The sequence below is a fragment of the Hyphomonas atlantica corrig. genome (genome assembly GCF_017795365.1).
GTDB classification, from domain to species: Bacteria; Pseudomonadota; Alphaproteobacteria; order Caulobacterales; family Hyphomonadaceae; genus Hyphomonas; species Hyphomonas atlantica.
Genome location: NZ_CP051254.1, coordinates 2,629,637 through 2,652,565 on the forward strand (window position 1 = coordinate 2,629,637; position 22,929 = coordinate 2,652,565).

Consider the following 22,929-nt stretch of genomic DNA (forward strand, 5'->3'; position numbering starts at 1 on the left):
TGGAGTGATGATTGTGGCGCATGAGGTGAACTTTGACGGCCTGATTGGTCCCTCCCATAACTATGGGGGGCTGTCCGATGGGAATTTGGCCAGCGCCGCCAATGCGGGGGATATTGCGAACCCAAGGGAAGCAGCACTGCAGGGACTTGAGAAGATGAGAATGCTGGTCAACAGCGGGCTCATTCAAGGCGTCTTGCCTCCGTTACCAAGACCAAATTTCGACTTGCTTGTTTCCGCGGGGTTTTCAGGTTCTGATTCGAACATCATCGAGCGTGCGGCGAAGACTGCTCCACGCCTTCTGAAGGCAGCTTACTCGGCCTCCAGTATGTGGACCGCGAATGCTGCCACAGTCTCACCATCGCCTGATACGACTGACGGTCGACTTCACTTCACCACTGCAAATTTGTCGACGATGTTACATCGTTCACAGGAGCATCCCGACACGACAGCGACCCTCATTTCCATATTTTCTGATGATGCATATTTTTCCGTGCACGGCGCATTGCCCATGCATGCAGACTTTTCAGATGAAGGCGCAGCAAATCATGTTCGGCTTTGTGCAGATCATGGCGGCGCTGGTGTTGAGCTGTTTGTCTATGGAAGAGAGGCCGGAGAGAGCACTGTGGGCTACCCCGCAAGGCAGACGAGGCTCGCGAGCGAAAGTGTCGCCCGTGCACATACCCTTGATCTCGATCGAACGGTGTTCGCGCGTCAGTCGCGTGCAGCAATTGATGCAGGCGCTTTTCATAATGATGTCGTCTGTGTTGGCGCGCTAGACACACTGTTCTTTCATGAACTCGCTTTTGAAGACACCAACCGAACACTCGAGCAAGTGCGCAAAGCGTCCAATGGACTGTTTGAACTCAAACCAGTCATGGTTCCTTCAGCAGACGTTCCCATAGAGGACGCCATACGCGCCTATCTGTTTAACTCTCAGCTTCTGCAGCTGCCCGGGGAGGATAGGCTTGTTCTGATCGCGCCGACGGAGACCGAGGAAATTGATTCTACTCGCCGGTACTGCGAATCCCTTATCCAAGGAAATGGCCCCATCGGAAAGGTGATGTTCGCGGACGTCAGGCAATCCATGCGTAATGGGGGAGGGCCAGCGTGCCTGAGGCTGCGCGTTGTTATGACGGAAGACGAAATTGATGCGTGTCATCAAGGGGTTCTTCTCGACAACGACACCATTGATGCATTGCAAGCAGTTGTGCGGAAAACCTATCGAGACAGTTTAGCGCCAGGCGATTTGGCGGATCCAAAGTTTGCCGACGAATGCCGTGTGGCAAGAGAGGCATTGCTCGAAGTGTTGGACTTGGAGGCCTTGGCCTGATGATCCGTCTATATGACTACTGGCGTTCCTCGGCCTCTTATCGTGTCCGAATTGCGCTTCACTTGAAAGGTATGGATTTTGAATCGGTGCAAGTTGATATTGCGCCGGGTTCTGATGAACAAATGGGTGAGGTGTACCGCACCAAGAATCCTCAGATGCGCGTTCCGTCGATAGAAATAGACGGTCGCGTTTTCGGGCAATCAATGGCTATAATTGAATGGATCGAAGAAACCTTCTCTGGCCCGTCTTTATTGCCGTCAGATGCGACTGACAGGCTTGAGGCCAGAGCATTCGCCGATACCATCGCATGCGATATACATCCGTTGAACAACCTATCCGTATTGAAAGAGCTCCGTACTCGATTTGGTGCAGATGGGGATGCGATTAAGGCCTGGTATCATGAATGGATTGAAAGAGGCTTTGATGCGTTGGAAAAGTATGCCGCGCAGGAGACTTCCGGCGCCTTTTTGTTCGGGGATGGTCCCACTATAGCGGAAATCGCTCTCGTGCCACAAATTTACAATGCGCGAAGGTATGACATGGATTTGACGGCTTACCCCGCACTGCTGGCAGTCGAAAAGCAGTGTCTGGAATTGGAAGCTTTTCAGAAGGCCAGGCCAAGCAAACCTTCGGCCTAGTTTTCGTCCGCAGCGCTATTCTCCTCAGTTTCGCCCGGGCGCCGGATATCTACGATTTCGACTTCCTCAAAGTCTCCAAGAGGTTCGGCCATCTTTCCTACATTGGCCTCCAGCCATTCAGGAAAGCTGGCAACGATCTCACCACCCGGCACACCTTCGCTTGTGAGAACCCATAATCCTTTTTCCCGGTGCGCTGGCACAACGATCTGGCAGCTTGTCACGTCGTTTAGCCGCTCATTGCAGTAGGGGGTTGGGTCGGAATTCCCTGATTCTGACGCTGATGTACTCAGCGATGGAATTCCATCCTTTGTGTCGGAAATCGACAAAAAGCCTCCAAATCTTCCTCGCAGAGAACTGTCCTGCTCAAGACGGGCGAGAATGGCGTCTGGCACAGGTCGATCATGCGCAATGATTAGGGCTCTTCCGCGATTGTCTCGGCGCAAATAGGTTTCGAAAGCGCGCGTCACGTCGTCGTGAACTGCGGCGTCCCGATAAAGGGGAGCATAAACTTCGCCGATCTTTTCAAAAGACGATTTCAAAGATTGTGCTTGGCGCCGACCTCGCTGCTCCTTCTTTTGAAGCGCCACTTGCGTTGTACCACTCAACGCGGAGTCTTCACTGATTAGGAAAACATCCACGCCCCAGCCGCCTGACCACACAGCCTCTGGCTCCTGAACGGGTAGGGCAGACCAACTTGAATCCTCGGTATATTTCATCGGATCGAGTTCAAGTTGAGGGCGAGGCGAAATGAATGTGTTCCATACCCACGGCCCCGCACCAATCGCGAGCACTGCCGCAAGAGCGATCAATACAGTGAGACGTTTCATCTATGGTTCCTGGCAGGATTTGGAGCGGCATCGCCGCAAGTCAGTCGGACGGCAAACCAGAATAGTTTGGTTGGTCTATAGACAACTGCGCAATTGTGGTCGTTTTGAGGTGCTCGAGCAATCCGGGTGTATCGAGTCCCAATTCGCCTTGCCTCAACAGCTCGCACAACTTCAAATTCAATTCTGATATCGTCATGTTTTGGTCGGCGTTCAAAAGCGATGACAGTCTTTCGCGCTCATCGTTTTCTGCCAGCGGCCGAATTTCAAGTTCCCGCAATACGGTTGCCAGAACATTTGAAGCAACTCGCGCATGAAAAGCTGCGTGGCCTTTGAGGTTGGGCATGGCTGTGTCGTCGATAAAGGCCTTCACGGCAGCGATCATTTCCTTCTGGGATGGCGCGTCATGCATAAGTTCAGGCTCTCGTTTCCAGCAAATTCAGGAGGTCGATTTCAGTTTCCGATACTCGCCGTCCAATAGCGGCGCGTTCCACGCTTGGATCGGAACCTGACCGGAATGCTTCGTACATGATCATGCACATGATGCCCCATTTGAGGCTGCCCAGAATTTCCCACCAATCGATCTGATCTGCTGCGAAATTCTGCCCCCCCGATGCCTCATAGGCATCTAGCAACTCGTTCAGATGACCAAAACCTCCCACGCGATTTTGCGACTGCCCAAACCTCCAGGAATTCACACATAGCCAAGCAATATCCTCTCTAGGGTCGCCGAGATGTGCGAGTTCCCAATCGAGTACTGCAGCCAAGCCATGTTCGTTCACGATAAGATTGCCAAGTCTGAAATCACCATGAACCAGAACTGGATCAACAGGTTGAGGTTGGTTCTTCTTTAGCCAAGCCATTGTCAGCTCGAAAACTGGACGAGGGATGTCAAAGCCGCGATAGATGGTTTCGTACTTGGCCAACTGATCCAGACCCCCACTTTTCGGAAGTGTTGGTAGCCGCTCGATTGGAATTGCGTGAATACCAGAGAGTGCTTTCCCGCACTGGGCGGTTAAACACTGCCGAGCATTCTCATAGACGTCGTCTCGTAGAATTTTTCTGGCGATGGTTTGGCCAGCAATTCTATTCATCAGAAATGCTTCTCCGATCTCGCTGCTCGGATCGAATACCTTAAGCACTTTGGGGGTGGGCACCGTATGTTCAGCACATCCCAGAAGCTTTGCTTCAGTGCCGAGATCTATCGCTTCGGAATTGCGCGCGACGCTCACTCCGCCCGGAACGCGCCTGAGAATCAGTTCGTCCACAATGCCGGAATGCTCGACGTCGAGGCTCCACGTCTCTTGACTGGCACCTCCTGACAGGCGAACCAGCCGCTCAACAGTCGCGCCACTGCCGTAAAATTGCCCGGCCCAGTCCTGTAGGCCCTTTAGAATGTCATCTTGTCTACCCATCTTGTCACAATCGCGCGGAACCCCCATCACGCCAAGGCGTAACGCCAAGTCACCTTGTGGTGTCACACCAGGATTAATTTGATGTCGAAATCGAAGAAGAAAGACTACGGTCTGCTCCCACAAGACAAGCCGCCGCGGCTAAGCTTTTTCGGCTGGCTGCGTGGGCGCTTCTTCGCCGGCATGTTCATCGCCTTGCCGGTCGTTGTTACATTCCTGATCCTTCAATTCCTGATCAGCGAAATCGACAAGCGCGTGGTTCCGCTTTTACCAGCGGCCTTGAAGCCGGAAACCTATCTCAATTACGCGGTTCCAGGCTTTGGCCTGATCGTGCTGATCGTGTTCCTGACAGTACTGGGCGGAATTGCTACCAATCTGATCGGACGGTCGGTGATCGGGCTGGCCGATCGAATTTTGAGCCGAGTTCCGTTTGTCAGGTCGGTTTATTCTGCTTTCAAGCAATTGGTTGAAGTGTTCGCTAGCAACAACACCGAGCAATTCAGCGAATGCGTCCTAATCGAGTATCCCAAAAAAGGAACTTGGTGCCTCGGATTCGTGTCCAGCCCGGCAAAGGGAGAATTGAGAAGCGTCCTTGGACCAGCTTTTATTGGCGTCTTCGTTCCGACGACACCAAATCCAACTTCAGGCTTCCTGATGTATGTGGAGGCATCTGAGGTCGTGCGCCTCGATATGACAGTGGAGGAGGGGGCCAAGATGATCTTGTCCGCAGGATTGGTTGTGCCAGAGCATTTGCCTGTGAAGGATGTCGATACAGCAGACTCGAGCGAGAGCGATTCTGCTAATCAGAAGTTGGAGCCTGAAGCCTAGGAGTGAGCAGCTCCCGAACCAGTCTGAGTGCCCCGCCTCGTGGCCCCGCGAGTTCAGGATCTTTTGATACAATGGATTCAGCGTCCTTCTTTGCGATCTCCAACAAAGTCGAATGGCGGGCCAGATCCAGAATACGATAGTCGGTTGCTCCAGCTTGTTTCAGGCCCAGCATATCACCCGGCCCGCGAAGCTTGAAATCAGCTTCCGCTATCTCGAACCCGTCCTCCGTGCGACGGAGCGTGTCCAGGCGCTCATGCGCCGTTTCTCCCAATGGTGGTCGGTATAGGAGAATGCAGAATGATGGGCGATCTCCACGCCCTACGCGTCCTCTTAGTTGGTGAAGCTGAGCCAGTCCAAACCCCTCAGCGCGCTCGATAACCATGATAGTCGCTTCCGGCACATCAACGCCAACTTCAATCACGGTGGTGGCAACCAGAAGCTTGGTGTGTCCCAAGCGAAAATCTTCAAGAGCAGCGTCTTTCTCTGCGGGCTTCATGCGCCCGTGCACCAAGCCGACTGGAACGTTCAATTGGTCGCATAACGCGGCATGACGGCCAACCGCGGTTGAATCATCGTCATCGATATCAACTTTAGGGCAAACCCAGAATGCACGCTCACCACGCCTGATAGCGCGCCCGATTGCGCCCACCACTTCGTCAAGACGTGTGTCTGGCACGGCGCGCGTTTCCACTGGCACGCGCCCTGCTGGTTTTTCGTCGAGAATGGAAACGTCCAGATCGCCATGTACAGCTTGGGCGAGGGTTCTCGGGATAGGCGTCGCGCTCATGACGAGCATGTGTGGGCTTAGCGCCTTGCCGGCGAGTTTCATCCGGTCTGCGACGCCAAATCTGTGCTGTTCATCTACAATGACGAGACCGAGATTACGGAAACTGACCGACTGCTGGAACAAGGATTGGGTGCCGGACACAACATCAATGCTTCCATCTGCGAGTCCCATGAGTATGCCTTCGCGCGTCCTTGCCTTGTCGCGGCCCGTTAGCGCCGCTACCGAATATCCAAGCGGCGACAATAGACGATCCATCGTCTCGAACTGTTGACGAGCGAGTACTTCGGTAGGTGACATGAAGGCGGTTTGAAATCCAGCACTCGCAGCCTGCACGGCCGCCATAGCACTGACAAGCGTTTTGCCCGCGCCCACATCGCCTTGTAACATTCGCCTCATGGGTGACGTGGAGGCCATGTCTTTGGATATCTGGTCGAACGCTCGGAATTGGGCGCCTGTTGGCTTGTATGGCAATGCCTGAAGCAACTTGGCGTGGGTCTCGCTGTTCACCGGAACCGACGGCGATGCGCGTTTCGCTCTGCTCGCGCGGGCAAGCGCAAATGCCGACTCACGAGCCAATGCCTCGTCATATGCGAGTCGTTGCCGACATAGTTCAAACAACTCCAGATCGTATTCGAGAGGCGCGTGAAGACGAGTGAGCGCTGTCTTGAAGTCCGGCCAGCTCCTCGCCTTTACGAGTTCAGTGTCGGCCCATTCAGGTAAATCATCTGCAATGTAGTCTAAGGCCTGAACCGCGAATCCATGGACCCGCTTGTTCGTCAGGCCAGCTGTGAGTCCATAGATGGGTTCGACAGGAGGTGGCATCTGTCCCTTGGCAGGATCCACTATGTGATCAGGGTGCGTCATCTGGCGTTCGCCCTGAAACTCTTCCACCATGCCTGAGACGACCCGCTCTTTTCCGATTGGAAACTGCCCTTGCAACCAGCGCCCGTCAGCCCGGAAGAATGCCAGGGTAAGAAAGCCGGTGCCATCAAACAGCACGATCTTGTGAGGGGATCGCTCAGAATAGGGGGCGTTGTAGGCATGAACTTCACCGCGCAAAGTCGCCACCTCGCCGATTACCGCGTCATCAATGCTGTCTTTCACCCGGCGGTCCACCCAGCGTTCGGGGAGATGCAGCAACAGATCCCAAACAGTGTCTCCGCCGACGAGTCGCTCAAGCACGGGCTTCAGCTTCGGGCCGACGCCATTGAGGCTATCGAGGCCTTCAAACAGGGAAAAGAGTCGTTCGTCGCGCATCGTCGCCAGATTAGGCGGGCGCAGACGGGTGCACAATCGTCGCTGTTTATTCTGACTGCGTGTTCTATATGGGGATCAACGCATAAGGAGACCGGCATGGACACTCGTCGCCGAAAACTCAAATTCAGGGCTTGGCGGCGCGGATTCCGCGAAATGGACCTGCTCATGGGCTCATTTGCTGATGCTCACATCGGTGAACTTGACGAGGCCGGTCTGGACGAGTTTGAGAAGCTGCTCGGAGTTCCTGACTGGGAAGTCTATGCATGGCTGATCGGACAGACACCTGTGCCTGAATCCCAGCGGGGGCCCGTGCTGGACCAACTGATCGCATTCCGGTACGTCGCGCAGGGCGGTTAACTCCGCGAACACCAAGATCCAGCCGAATACAAGCGTGCCAATGACCCCTGTACAGCTATTGAAATCCCTCAGCGGTCCCGCCGCGCTGTCGGGAGCGCCATTCGGCGCGGATTTGATATCCTTTTGTGCCGCCTTGGAAGCCCGTGGCGGCGTGGGTGTATACATAGCGCGAGACGACAAGACCGCTGCCACAGCTCGCCGCGTTGCACAATTCGCTTCGCCAAGGCTCGAACAGGTCGACTTGCCAAGCTGGGATACGCTTCCATACGACCGTGTCAGCCCAACGGCAGGTGTCGCGGCACGTCGATGCGCTGCACTGGCCCGCCTCTCTAGATACGAGCCAAGTCAAGGGGCGATTCTGATCGTCACCACAGCCTCATCGCTTGTTCAGCGAGTGCCACCGGTCAGCGTGCTGCGTAGATCGTCATTCGCGGTTAGGCTTGGCGAATCTGTGAACCAGAAAGACCTGACAGATTACCTTGCCGTGAATGGCTACCTCCGTTCGAGCACAGTGCGGGAGCAAGGTGAGTTCGCAATTCGGGGTGGTATCATCGACATTTTCCCGCCGACATCCCCTGAGCCTTACAGATTGGACTTCTTTGGCGATACCCTGGAGACGCTGCGCACTTTCGATACCGAGACGCAGCGATCTACCGGTGATGCGAAAAGCGTTGCGTTTGCACCTGTCAGTGAAATCCTCTTTGATGATGACGTGCTCGCACGGTTTCGTGAGAAGTATCTCGCCGTATTTGGTCCGCCATCGGGTGATCCAGCTTACGAAGCGGCCCGGGCGTCGATCCGTCGGCAAGGCGTCGAAGGTTGGTTGCCTCTGTTCCACGACCACATGGAGACGCTCTTTGACTACATTGGAGAAGATCCTCTCATAGGCATGGGCCACCTTGCTGGAGAAGCTGCAGCAGAGCGCTTGTCGCAAGCAGAAGACTATCATGCGGCGCGGCTCGAAGCCGGTGAAGGCGACGTTCGGAAGGCAAAAGTGCTTCCGCCTGAAGAACTTTATCTGACACCGAGAGAATTGGAGGCAGGCTTAGCCTCACGCGCGACCGCACGTTTTTACCCGTCTGAGCCAAGCGCCGAAGCCTTCGATTTGCAAGCCCGTCCCGGGCGGGACTTTGCGCCTGAGCGGCTTCATGCAGATATCAATATCTTTGAAGCCGCTATTGCGCATGCCAAGCGGCTCCAGTCCTCAAACAGACCCGTCGTATTTGCTGCCTGGTCCACTGGGTCAGCAGACCGATTGATCAACGTGATGGCGGATCATGGTTTGACTGACCTAGCGTTGGTTCATTCCTTGGAGGCGGCTCGAAAGACCGATTTTACGGTTGTTGAGATTCCCCTCGAAGCTGGCTTTGAGACACCGGATGTTGCCGTTATTTCTGAGGCAGACATTCTGGGTGACAGGCTTGCTGCGCCTCGGCGGAAACGGAAGACCGCGAATTTCATCTCGGATGCTGCTGCACTCAATCCCGGTGATCTGATTGTTCATATCGATCATGGTGTTGGCCGTTATGTAGGGCTGAAGACACTCGACCTGACCGGCGCCCCGCATGACTGCCTGCATCTTGAGTATGCAGGCGGCGACACGATTTTCCTGCCCGTGGAAAATATCGACCTGATCAGTCGTTACGGGTCGGAGGATGCAGAGAACCAGCTGGATCGGCTCGGCGGAGCTGGCTGGCAGACACGCAAAGCCAAAGCCAAGAAGCGCATTCTTGAGATGGCCGCAGAGCTTATGAACATCGCGGCGGCGCGTGAGCTGAAACGTGCCGAAGCTGTGAACGCCGGGCAGGGACTGTATGAAGAATTCGCTGCGCGTTTCCCGTATGAGGAAACCGACGATCAGCTGAACGCGATCGAAGATGTTATAGGTGATCTGGCGTCAGGCCGCCCTATGGACCGGTTGGTGTGTGGAGATGTTGGTTTTGGGAAGACCGAGGTAGCTCTACGCGGAGCGTTTGTCGCAGCGATGAGCGGCAAGCAGGTAGCTGTTATCGCGCCCACAACACTTCTCGCAAGACAGCACTACAAAACATTTGCCGAGCGCTTTGCAGGATGGCCACTCAAGGTTCGACAACTGTCTCGCCTGGTTGGCGCGAAAGAGGCTGCGGAAACCCGAGACGGTTTAGCTGATGGCAGCGTCGATGTCGTTGTAGGAACACACGCGCTCCTTACCAAGAGCATTGAGTTCAAGCGGCTTGGCTTGTTGATCGTTGACGAAGAGCAGCGCTTTGGCGTTAAGCACAAAGAGCGCCTGAAAGAACTGAAGGCTGACGTACACGTCCTGACCTTGTCAGCGACCCCAATTCCGCGAACCTTGCAAATGGCATTGACGGGGATTCGAGATCTTTCAATCATTGCGACGCCACCAGTAGATCGCTTGTCTGTGCGCACTTACATAACAGAAGAAGATACTGTTACGTTGCGCGAAGCCTTGCTTCGGGAAAAGTATCGCGGTGGCCAGGCATTCTTTGTGGCTCCGCGAATTCAGGATCTTGATAAACTCGAGCGGTTCTTGCGCGATAATGTTCCAGAGGTTTCATTCATCGTTGCACACGGACAAATGGCCGCCGGAGAGCTGGAAGACATCATGACAGCTTTCTACGAAGGCAAGTATGATGTTCTGTTATCGACGACCATCGTGGAGAGTGGGTTGGACATTCCGCGCGCAAATACGCTGATCATCCACCGCGCAGACATGTTTGGTCTGGCCCAGCTGTATCAGTTACGCGGCCGTGTCGGGCGCTCAAAACTTCGTGCCTATGCATATTTCACCACACCGCGCGACAAGGTTATTACCGAAACGGCAGATCGTCGTCTGAAAATCCTCCAATCACTGGACTCCCTAGGAGCCGGGTTCCAACTCGCGAGTCATGATCTCGACATGCGAGGCTCCGGTAATTTGCTTGGCGATCAACAGTCGGGCCACGTGAAGGAAGTTGGGGTAGAGCTTTATCAATCGATGCTTGAAGACGCGGTGAATGCGCTGAAGTCTGGAGCAAAGGACGATGAGGAATTCGCCGATGACTGGTCGCCGCAGATCAATACTGGCGCTGCCGTCCTGATTCCGGAAACATATGTCGAAGACCTGAATATCCGGCTTTCCCTTTATAGACGGCTGTCAGAGATCGCGACTGCGTCTGAGAGAGAATCTTTCGCCGCTGAGCTTATTGATCGGTTCGGCCCAATGCCGGAAGAGACCAAGCAGTTGTTGGAAGTGACTGCAATCAAGGTGCAATGTAAATCCTTGGGCATCTCCAAACTCGATGCGGGCCAGAAGGGCGCGGTGTTTGCTTTCCGTGAAGATACCATTCTTGATCCGGCCCGATTGCTTGATGTTGTGCGCAGTCGCCCGTCACAGATTCGCATCAGACCGGATTCCAAACTGGTTCATTCTGGTCTCGGCGGCACACCGGAAGAACGGCTCGCCGGCATTCGCAAGTTTCTCAAGGAGCTTGAAGCCGCTGCTGGCCTTGTACCTGCTTAGCCCACACGGTTCTGTTGAAAGACACCCGATGTAACTTCAGACAGAAGTACGGGGGCATCATGATAAGCGCGTGCCTCCGCAATCCTCCATCCCAATTGCTGCGCTAGTTTTGGCGACGAACTTGCGAGCGACTGCATAATACGTTCACTGATGAGTACAGCGCCTTTATAGCCGGTTGCCGGCAAGCTTATCACGAAGGCATCCGAACCAAGAAGGCTAGGAAGATCGGATTCTCTCAACGCGCTCAACAAAAGTTGAGCCACTTGCTTGCGCTCATCACTCGTAAGTCCTGCGCCGTTTGGATCAGCAAGTGCAAGCAGACTCAACGTGGTTCCATACTCCTTCGAAAAGGCAATTTGTTTGGAGAGGTGCGTGCGCAGGAATTGTTCCGAGAATAGCTTTGTGTCGCCGTCCAGAAACTCCGGAACATTCGCTGCGTTTTCAGCAGTTGCTCCACATCCCGCATCCCGTCGTCCATACAATTCCACATGCTTGGCCAGCTCCCTGGCGTCTACAGTGTGGTCAAATACGTGGGAGAGACAGCTAATCAAGTCGTGGAAAGTGGGAGATGGAAACAATCCTTCGCCCACGAGACCAAGCAGCGGAACGTCCGAGAAAGTTGAGGCAAGTTTTGAAAGCCAGCCCGCTATCTGGTCGAGATGTTGTGACTCTTGCGTCACATCGATCAGGATTGCTGAGAACTGTTTCTGCTCGGCGTAATCAGCGGCGGTACGAACACTGAATGCCGCCGTTAGTGACATGCCATGCTCCGCGAGATTGGCTTGAAGAGCCAAAAAACGAGCTGATCCGTCTCCAAGGTAGAGAATGTCCGGTACAACTTCGAATGTCGGCAGCGGCAATGCAATTCCAAACGCTGAGGCGGATTCCGTACGAAGCTTGAGTTCAGAAAGACGGTTTGTGCGGCGAGAGATCGCCTCAAGGCGTCCCCGCAGTACAGGCAGATCGCGATCTCGTGGAATGACCACCGCGTTCTCGAAACAACTCGCAACAGAGGCGTCTCCAAGCACCATGACTGGACGCAGAGAAGCGCCTATTTGTGCGATAGCCTCATCGAGGATGTCATTGTCAATGCTTGCCGTGTCGATGAGTAGAGCGTCTGTCGACTGGCAAGATAGAGGCGCATCCGCCTTGAAGGGCCTGACACGCCCTACCTTCAACCGCGACATGATCATCTCCAGTCGGGGGCTGGATGCCAAGACTTCGATTGGTGGGTCTAGATATGCGAGATGATTCATAAAGCTCAAAAGATTGCGGGAGTCGACGTTGCGATACCCCTTCCTTTTGCGACTCGTCGGCTTAATGATCCGCTAAATTGACCTCGAGAGATTAGACAAAGGGTAGGAATATCATGGCTCAAGGACCGCTTAACGGCGTGAAGATTGTGGAATTCGCAGGTATCGGCCCCGGACCATTTTGCGGCATGCTCCTGTCTGATCTTGGCGCTGACGTTATACGTATCGATCGCAAAGGTGATGGCCGGCCAGGGCGAGCTGCCGATGTCATGGGCCGTGGTCGACGCTCAATTGGGTTGAACCTGAAGGATCCGGCTGACGTCGAGACGGCGTTGAAACTGCTAGAGAAAGCTGACGGTCTCATCGAAGGGTTTCGACCTGGCGTGATGGAGCGCAACGGCCTCGGACCAGATGTAGTTCTCGCGCGCAATCCCAAGCTGGTCTACGGGCGGATGACCGGCTGGGGCCAAACCGGGGCCCTGTCGCATTCTGCTGGCCATGACTTGAACTACATTGCCATTACAGGTGCGCTTCACGCGATGGGTGACGGCGATGGTCGACCTCGACCGCCGCTCAATCTGGTTGGCGACTATGGGGGAGGCGCTCTGTATCTCGCCATGGGTCTTCTCGCAGGTTTGATGAACGTAAAGAATGGCGGCGAGGGGCAAGTCGTGGATGTGGCGATGTCGGACGGCGCGGCGTCGCTGGCGACAATGTTCTACGGCATGAAGGCGATGGGCCTCTGGACTGATGACCGTGAGGCGAACCTGTTGGATGGCGGCGCGCATTTCTATGACACGTACGAGTGCGCAGACGGTAAGTGGGTCTCCATCGGCTCTATTGAGCCGCAATTCTACGCTCTGCTTGTCGAGAAGGCCGGCCTTACAGATCCCGAATTCCAGGCACAGATGGATCGATCGAAGTGGCCAAGCCTGAAAGAAAAAATCAAGACTGTCTTCAAGACCAAGACTCGCGACGAGTGGTGCGAGATCATGGAAGGGACGGATATTTGTTTCGCACCGGTGTTGTCCATGTCCGAAGCACCTCATCACCAGCACAATGTCGATCGACAAACTTTCGTTGAGGTTGAGGGCGTGGTCCAGCCAGCGCCAGCGCCACGCTTCTCGGCGACACCGGGCGCCATTCAAGGACGACCAGCCGGCCTGGGCGAACATTCCGACGAAATCCTGCGTGACTGGGGAATTACCTGACTTCAGCTCGCCTGAAAGATGAACACAACACAACCGAAAGCATTCCGATTCATTCAGTTTCGTTCTGCTAACAATCATGGCGTTGAGCACATGTGCCGGCAGTTAGCCGGGATTGCTGCTCAACGTCCTTCTTGCTGACCTTGATCGCCCTGCGGGGCGATCCTTTTTCTTGCGCCGAGGCCCTCGCTCCTTAGTCTGCAAGAAGCAAGTCAGAAACCAGCGAGTTCTTATGAAGAAATTGATCCCATTAATGAGTGCGCTTCTCTTGGCTGCGTGCGGCAGCCCCTCAGCTCCTGAGCGTGATGAGGGGTACGACGTTGCGGAGCAAAATTATCGGGAACTGCACCATGCCTTGCTGGTTATAGATTCTCACCTCGACACCCCTGCAAACCTGTCCAACCCGGACTTTGATGTTCTGGCTGATAACCCCTCCAAGTTGGGGCGCGTGCAGGTAGATCTTCCCAAGATGGAGCGAGGCGGTCTCGATGGCGGCTTTTGGGTGATTTACACTCCACAGGGGCCCCTCAACGTGACCTCATATGAAGCAGCAAAGCTCGCCGCTTTGAAGCGCTCGGATGAAATTCTGCAACTGATCGAAATGCATCCGAACGAATTTGAGCTAGCCACTACCGCGGATGATGCTGAGAGAATCGCAGCCTCCGGCAAGAAAATCGTCTATAAATCCATCGAGAACAGCTACCCACTCGGCACCGACCTGGGAATGATCGAAGAGTTCTACAATCGCGGCGTTCGCCTGATTGGTCCTGTCCACTTTATGGACAACCAATTTGCAGACAGCGCGACCGATCTCAGCGCATCTGATCTCGGAGGACTCACCCCTTTGGGGGAGGAGCTGATTCGGGAAGCGAACCGGCTGGGTATGATGATCGACGCGTCTCACGCAGCTGATTCAGCGCTCGAGGCCATTATGGAAGTCTCCTCAACGCCTGTCGTGCTGTCTCATACGGGAGTGAGCAGTCTGTATGACCATCCGCGAAACATATCAGACGACCTTTTGAGAAAGGTCGCGGCGGATGGTGGCGTTATCCAGATCAATGCTCTTGGTGCATATATAGAAGATCTCGAACCACCAGCGGAGCGGGTTGAGGCAATGGAGGCACTATCAGAGGAGTTTAACGGAATATCCCCGTTCGATCTCAGCTCCAACGAGCGTGAACGCTATTTGGCGCGTCGTCAGGAGATCAATGAGACGTATCCCATGCCTCTGTCATCGTTCGAAGTGTTCATGGATCAGATGCTACACGCACTTGCGATCGTGGGGCCGGACCATGTCGGTATGGGAGCAGATTGGGATGGGGGAGGCGGCGTTGCCGGCATGGAGGACGTTTCCGATCTTCCAAAGGTAACGGAACGACTTCTTGAAGAAGGCTACTCCAAAGAGGATTTGGAGAAAATTTGGGGCGGAAATCTATTGCGCATCATGCGACAAGCCGAAGCTGCCAAACAAAATTGAGCGAATAATGGCGACTGAAGAAAATCATACTGCGATGATGATGTAGTCTTGCATTGGACCGAGGGGATATGTATGAGGCCCCTTTCCAATTCACGCGCAATTTTGCGCCAAACTACCGGATACCTGTTATGGCAGTCCCTAAGAGTAAAGTTTCGAAGTCTCGTCGCGGCATGCGCCGTTCGCACGACCGCCTCGACATGAACACATACATCGAAGACGCAGACTCCGGTGAGCTGCGCCGCCCGCACCACATCGACCTGAAGACCGGTGTATATCGCGGTCGTCAGGTTCTTGAACCACGCGACGACATCTAAACAATCGTCCTGCTGTTGCGCTTTGCGGCGCACAAGCTTAAGGGTTCGAGCGCTTCCTGCCAGAGCAGGGAGCGCTTTTTAGTTTCAGGCGCAAAGGTAAAGCCACACATGAGCGAGATCATCGACATCCATGCCCGCGAAATTCTGGATAGTCGGGGGAATCCGACAGTCGAAGTTGATGTAACTCTTGAAGATGGCTCTGTTGGCCGCGCCGCAGTGCCTTCAGGCGCATCGACCGGCGCCTACGAGGCGCATGAGCAACGCGATGGCGATTCTGAGCGCTATCTCGGTAAAGGCGTCCTGAAAGCAGTAAACGCCGTGAATGGCGAGATTTTCAATGAATTGGCAGGTTTGGACGCCACTGAGCAACGCATGATCGACATGTTGATGATCGATCTCGATGGCACAGAGAACAAATCGCGTCTCGGCGCCAATGCGATTCTGGGGGTCTCCATGGCGCTTGCCAAAGCTGCAGCGGAAAGCTCTGCCATGCCGCTCTATCGCTATGTCGGCGGACCCAATGCCCGCGTATTGCCAACACCTATGATGAACATCATAAATGGCGGTGCGCACGCGGACAATCCGATCGATATTCAGGAATTCATGGTGATGCCCGTCAGCGCGGAGAGCCTCGCTGATTCTGTCCGCATGGGTGCCGAAGTGTTCCACGCTTTGAAGAAGACGCTGAGCGAAGCCAGTCACAACACCAACGTTGGGGATGAGGGCGGATTCGCTCCGAACCTGGCGTCTACCGACGAAGCGATTGGCTTCATCATGAAAGCGGTCGAGAAGGCCGGTTACAAGCCGGGCGAAGACATCGCGCTGGCATTGGACGCCGCTTCGACCGAATTCTATAAGAACGGCAAATATGAGCTGGCAGGCGAAAACAAGTCGCTGGGTTCTGACGAGTTCGCAGCCTATCTGGCCGATCTTTGTGCCCGTTACCCGATCATTTCAATTGAAGACGGCATGGCCGAAGACGATTGGGACGGCTGGGTTTCGCTGACAGAAGCAATTGGCGACAAAGTGCAACTGGTCGGTGACGATCTGTTCGTAACCAATCCCGACCGACTTTCCATTGGTCTCCAAAAAGGCGCGGCCAACTCTATTCTGGTGAAGGTCAACCAAATCGGTACATTGTCCGAGACTTTGGATGCTGTGGAACTAGCCCATTTGCACGGCTACACTGCGGTCATGTCTCACCGTTCCGGAGAAACAGAAGACGCAACAATTGCGGATCTCGCTGTCGCGACAAACTGCGGTCAGATCAAAACGGGTTCCCTGTCCCGCTCTGATCGGATTGCAAAGTACAACCAACTGATTCGAATCGAAGAAGAGTTGGGGCCTGTTGGAATCTTTGCTGGACGATCCCGCATCAACGCAGCCTGATTTGCATCACCTGACACGGCCGATGGCGCTCACTTTCTCTTAACCAAACCGCCTTTAGGTGAGGTCATGAGATCGCGATTCGAGGCTGTCGGCCTGTCACTTCTTGTCCTGTATTTTGCCTACCACGCCTTTGCGGGGGAGAAGGGGCTCGGCCGATGGTCGGATGCCCAGATGGAGCTTGAGGATCGCAAGGCTGTTCTGGCCGATCTTGAGCAGGATCTCGCTCGTCTTGAAACCGATATTCGCCGCCTGACACCGGGATCTGTAGACCCAGATTTCGTAGAAGCCATGGCGCGTGACAAGCTCGCTTTCGTCTATCCGAACGAGATTGTTTTACTTTCTCCGGAACCAAGCTCTGCAAATTGACATAGTTGTTCTGACTTGTCGTTGCGTTATCGCGCATACATAAGTCCACAAAAGGGTTGGAGCGATTTATGGCGACGAAATCTAGAAGTACCAAAAAGGCACCCTCCAAGGGCAATAAAGCGGAGATGCTGAAATACTATCGGGACATGCTCCTGATCCGCCGGTTTGAAGAGAAGGCCGGCCAGCTTTACGGCATGGGAAAGATTGCCGGGTTTTGCCACCTCTATATCGGCCAGGAAGCCGTTGTGACGGGTATGCAGGCCTGCTTGAAGGAAGGTGACCAGATCATCACGGGGTATCGCGATCATGGGCACATGCTGGCCTGTGACATGGATCCGAAAGGCGTGATGGCAGAACTGACAGGACGCATCGGCGGCTACTCCCGAGGGAAGGGCGGCTCAATGCATATGTTCTCCAAAGAAAAGAACTTCTACGGTGGTCATGGAATCGTTGGAGCCCAGGTGCCAATCGGCACGGGCCTCGGATTTGCCAACAAGTATCGCGGCACGGACAACGTTGCCGTAGCCTATTTCGGTGATGGCGCCGCAAACCAGGGCCAAGTTTACGAAGCGTTCAACATGGCTTCGCTATGGGACCTTCCGGTTGTTTATGTCATTGAAAACAACATGTACGCGATGGGTACGAGTGTTGCCCGTCACGCCTCAGAAACTGAGCTCTACAAGCGCGGCATTTCCTTTGAAATTGAAGGAGAAGAGGTAGATGGCATGGACGTCATGGCCGTGCGGGCGGCGGGCGAAAAAGCCGTCAAGTATGCGCGTTCCGGAAAGGGGCCGTACATTCTGGAAATGAAGACCTACCGCTACCGCGGTCACTCAATGTCAGACCCTGCCAAGTACCGCAAACGCGAAGAGGTCGATGACATTCGCTCCCACCATGATCCGATTGAGGGCCTGAAGACACAGCTCCTTGAGCAGGGCCATGCGAGCGAAGATGAGCTCAAAGATATAGACAAGGAAATCAAGGGTATCGTGAAAGAGGCCGCAGACTTTTCCCTTGAAAGCCCTGAACCTGATCCATCGGAACTGTGGACGGACGTTCTCAAAGACGTCGAGGTGGCCTGATGTCTGGCGCCTGTGAAACCCGACAGTCCTTGATCCAGTTTTTCGGAGCACAATAATGTCCGTAGATATTCTCATGCCTGCCCTGTCTCCGACAATGGAGGAAGGCACTCTTTCGAAATGGCTCAAAAAGGAAGGAGATACGGTCTCTTCCGGTGACGTCATTGCGGAAATCGAGACCGACAAGGCCACGATGGAAGTAGAAGCCGTCGATGAAGGCACACTGGCCAAGATCCTGGTGCCTGAAGGGACCGAAGGCGTAAAAGTGAACGCGGTAATCGCGGTGCTTGCGGAAGACGGTGAAGATGCCTCCTCCGTAGAGGCGAAAAACGCTTCAAGCTCTTCGACCGAGTCCAAAGAGGCGGCAGAGCACAATACTTCAAAAGAATCTGACGATGAGAGTGAAGCTGCCGCTGAACCTCAGGCTGCGATTCTTTCTGACCCAACCATTCCAGAAGGCACATCCTTCACGGAAACCACAGTGCGCGATGCCTTGCGTGATGCGATGGCCGAAGAAATGCGCCGTGACGAGTCAGTCTTCGTCATGGGTGAAGAAGTCGCAGAGTACCAGGGCGCATACAAAGTGACGCGTGAACTGCTTCAGGAGTTTGGTGCGAAGCGTGTTGTAGACACGCCGATTACGGAACACGGGTTTGCAGGTCTGGGCGTTGGAGCAGCATTTGCTGGCTTGAAGCCGATCGTCGAATTCATGACGTTCAATTTTGCCATGCAGGCGATTGACCAGATCATCAATTCTGCAGCCAAGACGCTGTACATGTCTGGTGGTCAGATGGGATGTCCAATCGTGTTCCGCGGGCCAAACGGCGCAGCTTCACGTGTCGGCGCTCAGCACAGCCAGGACTATTCTGCTTGGTACGGACAGGTGCCGGGCCTCAAGGTAGTCGCGCCATATGATGCGGCTGATGCCAAAGGTCTTCTCAAGGCAGCTATCCGTGATCCGAACCCGGTCGTTTTCCTGGAGCATGAACTCCTCTACGGCAACAGTTTCCCGGTCCCGGATATTGATGATCACATTTTGCCGCTTGGCAAAGCCAAGGTGAAGCGCGTCGGTAACGACGTAACTCTGGTTGCGCACTCGCGAATGGTGGGATTTGCGCTGCAAGCTGCTGAGACCTTGGCAGAGCAGGGGATAGATGCCGAGGTTATTGACCTGCGCACCATTCGCCCGCTCGATACCGACACGATCATTGAGAGCGTAAAGAAGACCAACCGTATCGTTTGCTGTGAAGAGGGATGGCGGTTCTTCGGTATCGGCGCGGAAATTGCCGCAACCGTGACTGCAGAAGCGTTTGACTATCTTGATGCGCCGCCGGCTCGGGTGCACCAGAAAGATGTACCTCTGCCGTATGCGGCAAATCTGGAGGCCATGAGCCTTCCGAACGCCGATGACATTGTCGAAGCCGCGCGAGGAGTTTGCTATGTCGACTGAGATACGAGAACTCAAATCCCCTCCCTCTATTGAAGGGGCTGATGCCGCGCAGGAAATGATCCGGTTCTGGATTGCCGACAATACCGATCATGTAAGCCTTCGCGTTGGAGACGCAGCTGATCCCGCGACAGAACCAACCATGTGGGGGTTTATCTTGGGTGACATCGCAAAGCATGTCACGGATGCCTTCAAGGATCTTCACCCGGACGGCCCGGAGAAAGAGGATATCATCAAGGAAATCGTGACTGGTTTCCTGAACCGCATACAATTCGGCCCGAAGTCTCCGGGCGACGTTCAGAAGATGGGTGACTGATATGGCTATCGACATCACAATGCCCGCCTTGTCGCCAACCATGGAGGAAGGCACGCTCGCGAAATGGCTCGTGAAAGAAGGCGATACAATTTCGTCCGGTGATGTGATCGCAGAGATCGAAACGGACAAAGCCACGATGGAGGTCGAAGCTGTCGACGAGGGGGTTGTCGCCAAGATTCTCGTTGAGGCGGGCACTGAAGGCGTGAAAGTGAACGCAGTTATTGCGGTCCTCGCGGAAGAGGGCGAGGACGCATCTTCAGTTCAGCCATCGTCCAAGCAAGAGACGCCTAAAGCTGATACGCCTGCAGCATCCGGTGAATCTGACGCTTCGGAAAAATCGGATGTGACGCCGAAATCAGACAAGTCGGTAGAACCAGCACGTCAAGTATCAAAGCCGCCCTTACCACCTGCAAACTCACAGGATGGCCGTATCAAGGCCAGCCCTCTTGCGCGGCGTATCGCAGATATGAAAGGCCTCACTCTCTCAGACCTGAAAGGTACGGGACCTCGCGGACGCATAATCAAGCGCGACGTTGAAAACGCCCAGCCCACACCCGCCAACGCATCTTCGGGGGCAATGGCGCGTCCAGATGGGTTGATCCTGCCTCAAATTCTTGATGATCGAGTATATTCTCCGGATAGCTACGAACTTGTGCCTCTGGACGGTATGCGCAAAACAGTGGCTAAGCGCTTGACGACTAGCTTCATGCAGGTGCCGCATTTCCCGCTGAATATAGATCTGGAGCTTGACCATCTTCTAGCTAGCCGCGCCGCGATCAACGCGGCCGCTCCTGAAGGTGTGAAGGTGTCCGTGAATGACATGCTCATCAAAGCGGCGGCAATGGCGCTTATGGACGAGCCGGATTGCAACGCGTCTTACACAGATAATGGCATCGCCTATCATAAGCACGCGCACGTATCTGTCGCCGTTGCGATTGATGGTGGATTGATTACACCCGTTGTATTCAAGGCTGAGACCAAAGGACTGGCGGAAATATCGGAAGAGATGAAAGATCTTGCCAGTCGCGCACGAGACCGCAAACTGAAGCCGCAAGAATATAGCGGCGGTACCTTCAGCATTTCGAATCTCGGCATGTTTGGCATCAAAAGCTTCGCCTCCATCATCAACCCGCCCGAAGGCATGATCCTCTCGGTGGGAGCTGGTGAAAAGCGTGCCGTGGTAGATAATCAAGGCAATCTCGTTGCGCGCACGGTTATGACCGTCACCCTGACTTGTGATCACCGCGTTATTGGCGGCGCGGAAGGAGCTAAATGGCTGCAAGCCTTCAAGCGATACGTTGAAACGCCTGAAGCGATGTTGCTCTGATGCTTCGCCCCGGGCTGATCGCGATTAGCCTTATGCTTGCGGCTGCCTGCAGTGACGAGCGCATATCGCCGCCTTTAGAGCAACGTCTGAACGAAGAGGCGATGCGCGACATTGCGAGTGAATTCGCAATACAAAAAGGAATGAACCTTCTCTGCGAGCGTGAAGGCCCGGATCTGTTAGGCAGCTTCATGGAAGACCTTCGATATGAGGGTGTCGACCGGCAGATGCGAGAGAGCATCATGGCCGAAAGCGTAGAGATGATGAACAAGATTTCGGCCGAAGAGCCCGAATATATCTGCACACCTGAAATGTTCGAAAGCGCAAATCTGCGCGTGTCTCAGGCCATGCTGTCTTGGGACGAAATGAGAGGAATAACGCAATGAGCACCCAGTACGACCTCATCGTGATCGGCTCCGGGCCAGGCGGATACGTGTCGGCCATCCGAGCCTCTCAACTTGGTATGAAGACCGCAATTGTTGAGCGTGAGAGCCTCGGCGGAATCTGCCTGAACTGGGGCTGTATACCGACCAAAGCGCTGTTGCGTTCTGCAGAAGTGTTGCACCTTGCCAAACACGCAAAGGATTTCGGCCTCAAAATCGACAAGGCCGATTTTGACCTGGATGCGGTCGTGAAACGTTCCCGCGGCGTGGCCAATCAATTGTCGTCTGGCGTGAAGTTCTTGATGAAGAAAAACAAGATCGACGTCATCGAAGGCACTGCGCGCCTCGAAAAAGGCGAGCCTGCGCCAAAGGTGATCGTGAAAGACAAGGATGGGAAAGTCACTTCCTACCAGGCCAAACACGTCATGCTCGCGACTGGCGCGCGGGCGCGAGATATTCCTCAGGCAGGTCTCGTTGCTGACAAGAAACTGATCTGGACCTATCGCGAAGCCATGACGCCAGACGTCATGCCAAAACGCCTTCTCGTAATTGGTTCTGGCGCAATCGGAATTGAATTTGCGAGCTTCTATCATGAGCTGGGCGCTGACGTGACGGTTGCAGAAGTCATGGACCGCATCTTGCCTGTGGAAGACGAAGAGATATCCAAACTCGCTGAGAAGGACTTCAAGAAACAGGGCCTCAATATCGTAACCGGCGCGAAGGTGGAAAACCTGACCGCAGGCAAGACTACAGTGACAGCCGAGATCACAGACAAATCAGGCCAGAAGCAGAAGCAAGAGTTCGATCGCGCCATTCTCGCTGTCGGTATTGTCGGGAATGTTGAAAACCTCGGTCTCGAGGCGCTCGGTGTGAAAGTCGAGAAGACCCATGTAAAGGTAGATAATTTCGGCCGAACCGGCGTGAAAGGACTGTATGCGATCGGGGACCTTACAGGTCCTCCGTGGCTCGCGCATAAGGCATCCCATGAGGGTGTTGTATGCGTGGAAGGCATCGCGGGCGCCAATCATGCAGAACCGTTCGACCCGTGGAATGTGCCGGGATGTACGTACGCACACCCTCAAGTGGCCAGTGTCGGTCTGACAGAGAAAGCCGCCAAGGAAAAAGGCTACGAAATCAAGGTTGGGCGTTTTCCATTCATCGGTAACGGCAAGGCCATTGCAATGGGTGCTTCTGAAGGACTGGTCAAAACAATCTTTGACAAGAAAACCGGCGAGCTGCTGGGAGCCCACATGATCGGCGCTGAAGTCACCGAACTGATCCAAGGATACGTGATTGCTCGTCAGGGCGAGTTGACGGAACAGGATCTCGCGCACACCATCTTCCCGCATCCGACCATCTCAGAAAGCATGCACGAATCCGTTCTCGATGCTGAAGGTCGCGTGATTCACATATAATTGTCGCCCCGGTGCGGCGACGC

At 54.5% G+C, this 22,929-nt stretch carries 21 protein-coding genes; 16 read left to right on the forward strand and 5 right to left on the reverse strand.

The genetic code is table 11. The annotated features are described in order from the left end of the window. Positions 1 to 7: 7 nt before the first annotated feature. Entirely contained in the window at positions 8 to 1,330 is a 1,323-nt protein-coding gene (locus HF931_RS12725; RefSeq protein WP_035555165.1) for an N-succinylarginine dihydrolase, read from the forward strand. Beyond that, a complete protein-coding gene (maiA, locus tag HF931_RS12730; protein ID WP_035555164.1) occupies positions 1,330 to 1,968 on the forward strand; it encodes a maleylacetoacetate isomerase in 639 nt (212 codons plus the stop codon). Before HF931_RS12725 ends, maiA begins: the two co-directional genes overlap by 1 nt. On the opposite strand, the gene HF931_RS12735 is transcribed toward maiA, so the two are convergent. The 3 genes from HF931_RS12735 to HF931_RS12745 are packed head-to-tail and all read right to left on the reverse strand — an operon-like array spanning position 1,965 to position 4,330. Further along, positions 1,965 to 2,795: a DUF3089 domain-containing protein gene (locus HF931_RS12735; RefSeq protein WP_035555163.1), complete on the reverse strand. Its 831-nt coding sequence runs from the start codon at positions 2,793 to 2,795 to the stop codon at positions 1,965 to 1,967. The two genes, maiA and HF931_RS12735, sit on opposite strands and share 4 nt — an antisense overlap. A 40-nt stretch (positions 2,796 to 2,835) precedes the next feature. Next, positions 2,836 to 3,204: a DUF6285 domain-containing protein gene (locus HF931_RS12740; RefSeq protein ID WP_035555162.1), complete on the reverse strand. Its 369-nt coding sequence runs from the start codon at positions 3,202 to 3,204 to the stop codon at positions 2,836 to 2,838. 4 nt (positions 3,205 to 3,208) lie between these two features. Next, the gene (locus tag HF931_RS12745; RefSeq protein WP_273240394.1) at positions 3,209 to 4,330 is read right to left on the reverse strand and encodes a phosphotransferase family protein; all 1,122 of its coding nucleotides are present in this window, start codon (positions 4,328 to 4,330) and stop codon (positions 3,209 to 3,211) included. On the opposite strand from HF931_RS12745, the gene HF931_RS12750 reads away from it, so the two are divergent. Beyond that, complete coding sequence (locus HF931_RS12750) at positions 4,289 to 5,032, forward strand: DUF502 domain-containing protein (protein ID WP_081806250.1); 744 nt, start codon at positions 4,289 to 4,291, stop codon at positions 5,030 to 5,032. The two genes, HF931_RS12745 and HF931_RS12750, sit on opposite strands and share 42 nt — an antisense overlap. Here HF931_RS12750 and recG read toward each other — a convergent pair. Further along, entirely contained in the window at positions 5,004 to 7,076 is a 2,073-nt protein-coding gene (gene recG / locus HF931_RS12755) for an ATP-dependent DNA helicase RecG (protein ID WP_035555374.1), read from the reverse strand. The genes HF931_RS12750 and recG overlap by 29 nt on opposite strands. Positions 7,077 to 7,172: 96 nt before the next feature. On the opposite strand from recG, the gene HF931_RS12760 reads away from it, so the two are divergent. Next, on the forward strand, positions 7,173 to 7,433 hold the full coding sequence (locus HF931_RS12760; protein ID WP_051602900.1) for an FAD assembly factor SdhE: 261 nt from the start codon (positions 7,173 to 7,175) through the stop codon (positions 7,431 to 7,433). A 40-nt stretch (positions 7,434 to 7,473) separates the two neighbouring features. After that, complete coding sequence (gene mfd / locus HF931_RS12765; RefSeq protein WP_035555161.1) at positions 7,474 to 10,935, forward strand: transcription-repair coupling factor; 3,462 nt, start codon at positions 7,474 to 7,476, stop codon at positions 10,933 to 10,935. On the opposite strand, the gene HF931_RS12770 is transcribed toward mfd, so the two are convergent. Then, positions 10,932 to 12,128 (reverse strand): nucleotidyl cyclase domain-containing protein, encoded by a 1,197-nt coding sequence (locus tag HF931_RS12770; RefSeq protein WP_035555160.1) that lies wholly within the window; start codon positions 12,126 to 12,128, stop codon positions 10,932 to 10,934. The two genes, mfd and HF931_RS12770, sit on opposite strands and share 4 nt — an antisense overlap. Before the next feature lie 176 nt (positions 12,129 to 12,304). Here HF931_RS12770 and HF931_RS12775 point away from each other — a divergent pair, with 176 nt between their 5' ends. The 11 genes from HF931_RS12775 to lpdA all read left to right on the forward strand — a co-directional run bounded on the left by HF931_RS12775 (position 12,305) and on the right by lpdA (position 22,906). After that, entirely contained in the window at positions 12,305 to 13,399 is a 1,095-nt protein-coding gene (locus HF931_RS12775; RefSeq protein WP_035555159.1) for a CaiB/BaiF CoA transferase family protein, read from the forward strand. 229 nt (positions 13,400 to 13,628) lie between these two features. Beyond that, positions 13,629 to 14,873 (forward strand): dipeptidase, encoded by a 1,245-nt coding sequence (locus HF931_RS12780; protein WP_241764246.1) that lies wholly within the window; start codon positions 13,629 to 13,631, stop codon positions 14,871 to 14,873. Positions 14,874 to 15,001: 128 nt separating this feature from the next. Further along, positions 15,002 to 15,187 carry a 50S ribosomal protein L32 gene (gene rpmF, locus HF931_RS12785; RefSeq protein WP_035555369.1) on the forward strand — a complete coding sequence of 62 codons (186 nt, stop codon included), beginning with the start codon at positions 15,002 to 15,004 and terminating at the stop codon, positions 15,185 to 15,187. A 108-nt stretch (positions 15,188 to 15,295) separates the two neighbouring features. After that, positions 15,296 to 16,576: a phosphopyruvate hydratase gene (eno, locus tag HF931_RS12790; protein WP_035555156.1), complete on the forward strand. Its 1,281-nt coding sequence runs from the start codon at positions 15,296 to 15,298 to the stop codon at positions 16,574 to 16,576. Between the two features lie 66 nt (positions 16,577 to 16,642). Continuing rightward, a complete protein-coding gene (locus HF931_RS12795) occupies positions 16,643 to 16,942 on the forward strand; it encodes an FtsB family cell division protein (RefSeq protein WP_035555154.1) in 300 nt (99 codons plus the stop codon). Positions 16,943 to 17,010: 68 nt separating this feature from the next. After that, positions 17,011 to 18,024: a pyruvate dehydrogenase (acetyl-transferring) E1 component subunit alpha gene (gene pdhA, locus HF931_RS12800; RefSeq protein WP_272983129.1), complete on the forward strand. Its 1,014-nt coding sequence runs from the start codon at positions 17,011 to 17,013 to the stop codon at positions 18,022 to 18,024. Between the two features lie 55 nt (positions 18,025 to 18,079). Continuing rightward, positions 18,080 to 19,471 carry a pyruvate dehydrogenase complex E1 component subunit beta gene (locus tag HF931_RS12805; protein WP_035555148.1) on the forward strand — a complete coding sequence of 464 codons (1,392 nt, stop codon included), beginning with the start codon at positions 18,080 to 18,082 and terminating at the stop codon, positions 19,469 to 19,471. Further along, positions 19,461 to 19,784, forward strand: a complete 324-nt coding sequence (locus HF931_RS12810) for a DUF5076 domain-containing protein (RefSeq protein WP_162176020.1) — start codon at positions 19,461 to 19,463, stop codon at positions 19,782 to 19,784. The genes HF931_RS12805 and HF931_RS12810 overlap by 11 nt, the downstream gene beginning before the upstream one ends. 1 nt (position 19,785) lies before the next feature. Further along, the gene (locus HF931_RS12815; protein WP_035555144.1) at positions 19,786 to 21,111 is read left to right on the forward strand and encodes a pyruvate dehydrogenase complex dihydrolipoamide acetyltransferase; all 1,326 of its coding nucleotides are present in this window, start codon (positions 19,786 to 19,788) and stop codon (positions 21,109 to 21,111) included. A gap of 140 nt (positions 21,112 to 21,251) precedes the next feature. Further along, positions 21,252 to 21,494, forward strand: a complete 243-nt coding sequence (locus tag HF931_RS12820; protein ID WP_155842007.1) for a hypothetical protein — start codon at positions 21,252 to 21,254, stop codon at positions 21,492 to 21,494. Beyond that, positions 21,491 to 22,906 carry a dihydrolipoyl dehydrogenase gene (lpdA, locus tag HF931_RS12825; RefSeq protein ID WP_035555138.1) on the forward strand — a complete coding sequence of 472 codons (1,416 nt, stop codon included), beginning with the start codon at positions 21,491 to 21,493 and terminating at the stop codon, positions 22,904 to 22,906. Before HF931_RS12820 ends, lpdA begins: the two co-directional genes overlap by 4 nt. Positions 22,907 to 22,929: the final 23 nt, after the last annotated feature.

Excerpts from the sequence above, each read along its gene's own strand:
- HF931_RS12725 (WP_035555165.1), top strand. The coding sequence starts at position 8 with ATGATTGTGGCGCATGAGGTGAACTTTGACGGCCTGATTGGTCCCTCC.
- maiA (WP_035555164.1), top strand. The coding sequence starts at position 1,330 with ATGATCCGTCTATATGACTACTGGCGTTCCTCGGCCTCTTATCGTGTC.
- HF931_RS12735 (WP_035555163.1), bottom strand. The coding sequence starts at position 2,795 with ATGAAACGTCTCACTGTATTGATCGCTCTTGCGGCAGTGCTCGCGATT.
- HF931_RS12740 (WP_035555162.1), bottom strand. The coding sequence starts at position 3,204 with ATGCATGACGCGCCATCCCAGAAGGAAATGATCGCTGCCGTGAAGGCC.
- HF931_RS12750 (WP_081806250.1), top strand. The coding sequence starts at position 4,289 with ATGTCGAAATCGAAGAAGAAAGACTACGGTCTGCTCCCACAAGACAAG.
- recG (WP_035555374.1), bottom strand. The coding sequence starts at position 7,076 with ATGCGCGACGAACGACTCTTTTCCCTGTTTGAAGGCCTCGATAGCCTC.
- HF931_RS12760 (WP_051602900.1), top strand. The coding sequence starts at position 7,173 with ATGGACACTCGTCGCCGAAAACTCAAATTCAGGGCTTGGCGGCGCGGA.
- mfd (WP_035555161.1), top strand. The coding sequence starts at position 7,474 with ATGACCCCTGTACAGCTATTGAAATCCCTCAGCGGTCCCGCCGCGCTG.
- HF931_RS12770 (WP_035555160.1), bottom strand. The coding sequence starts at position 12,128 with ATGATCATGTCGCGGTTGAAGGTAGGGCGTGTCAGGCCCTTCAAGGCG.
- HF931_RS12775 (WP_035555159.1), top strand. The coding sequence starts at position 12,305 with ATGGCTCAAGGACCGCTTAACGGCGTGAAGATTGTGGAATTCGCAGGT.
- HF931_RS12780 (WP_241764246.1), top strand. The coding sequence starts at position 13,629 with ATGAAGAAATTGATCCCATTAATGAGTGCGCTTCTCTTGGCTGCGTGC.
- rpmF (WP_035555369.1), top strand. The coding sequence starts at position 15,002 with ATGGCAGTCCCTAAGAGTAAAGTTTCGAAGTCTCGTCGCGGCATGCGC.
- eno (WP_035555156.1), top strand. The coding sequence starts at position 15,296 with ATGAGCGAGATCATCGACATCCATGCCCGCGAAATTCTGGATAGTCGG.
- HF931_RS12795 (WP_035555154.1), top strand. The coding sequence starts at position 16,643 with ATGAGATCGCGATTCGAGGCTGTCGGCCTGTCACTTCTTGTCCTGTAT.
- pdhA (WP_272983129.1), top strand. The coding sequence starts at position 17,011 with ATGGCGACGAAATCTAGAAGTACCAAAAAGGCACCCTCCAAGGGCAAT.
- HF931_RS12805 (WP_035555148.1), top strand. The coding sequence starts at position 18,080 with ATGTCCGTAGATATTCTCATGCCTGCCCTGTCTCCGACAATGGAGGAA.
- HF931_RS12810 (WP_162176020.1), top strand. The coding sequence starts at position 19,461 with ATGTCGACTGAGATACGAGAACTCAAATCCCCTCCCTCTATTGAAGGG.
- HF931_RS12815 (WP_035555144.1), top strand. The coding sequence starts at position 19,786 with ATGGCTATCGACATCACAATGCCCGCCTTGTCGCCAACCATGGAGGAA.
- HF931_RS12820 (WP_155842007.1), top strand. The coding sequence starts at position 21,252 with ATGAACCTTCTCTGCGAGCGTGAAGGCCCGGATCTGTTAGGCAGCTTC.
- lpdA (WP_035555138.1), top strand. The coding sequence starts at position 21,491 with ATGAGCACCCAGTACGACCTCATCGTGATCGGCTCCGGGCCAGGCGGA.